The following is a 223-nucleotide window of genomic DNA, read 5'->3' as shown; positions in this document are numbered from 1 at the left end:
AGCCGCGTCGTAGACGGTGCGGGTGGTTTGGTCTTGCGCATTGCTCGGCCGCTGCCGCAGGTAGGCGCTCAGCGTGTCCGCCGTCCACTCCCCGCCGTTCACAGGCACCCCGGCCATCGTCACCGTGATCGGCTCGCCCGAACCCTGCCAGGCGCCCAGTCCGCTTTCGAAACCGTCCTGCACCACCACGCCTTGTTGCGCGCTGCTCACCGTCACATCGTCG

Annotated in this window: 1 protein-coding gene; it reads right to left on the bottom strand. The window is 68.6% G+C overall.

The window, feature by feature from the left end; translation table 11 throughout:
* A partial coding sequence (locus C2I19_RS22200) for a hypothetical protein (protein ID WP_158253802.1) occupies positions 1 to 223 on the bottom strand: 223 nt, incomplete at both ends.

Source organism: Chromobacterium alticapitis (genome assembly GCF_002924365.1).
GTDB lineage: Bacteria > Pseudomonadota > Gammaproteobacteria > Burkholderiales > Chromobacteriaceae > Chromobacterium > Chromobacterium alticapitis.
Note: the sequence above shows the minus strand (reverse complement) of the source record. Positions and strands in the feature narration are given on the sequence as shown.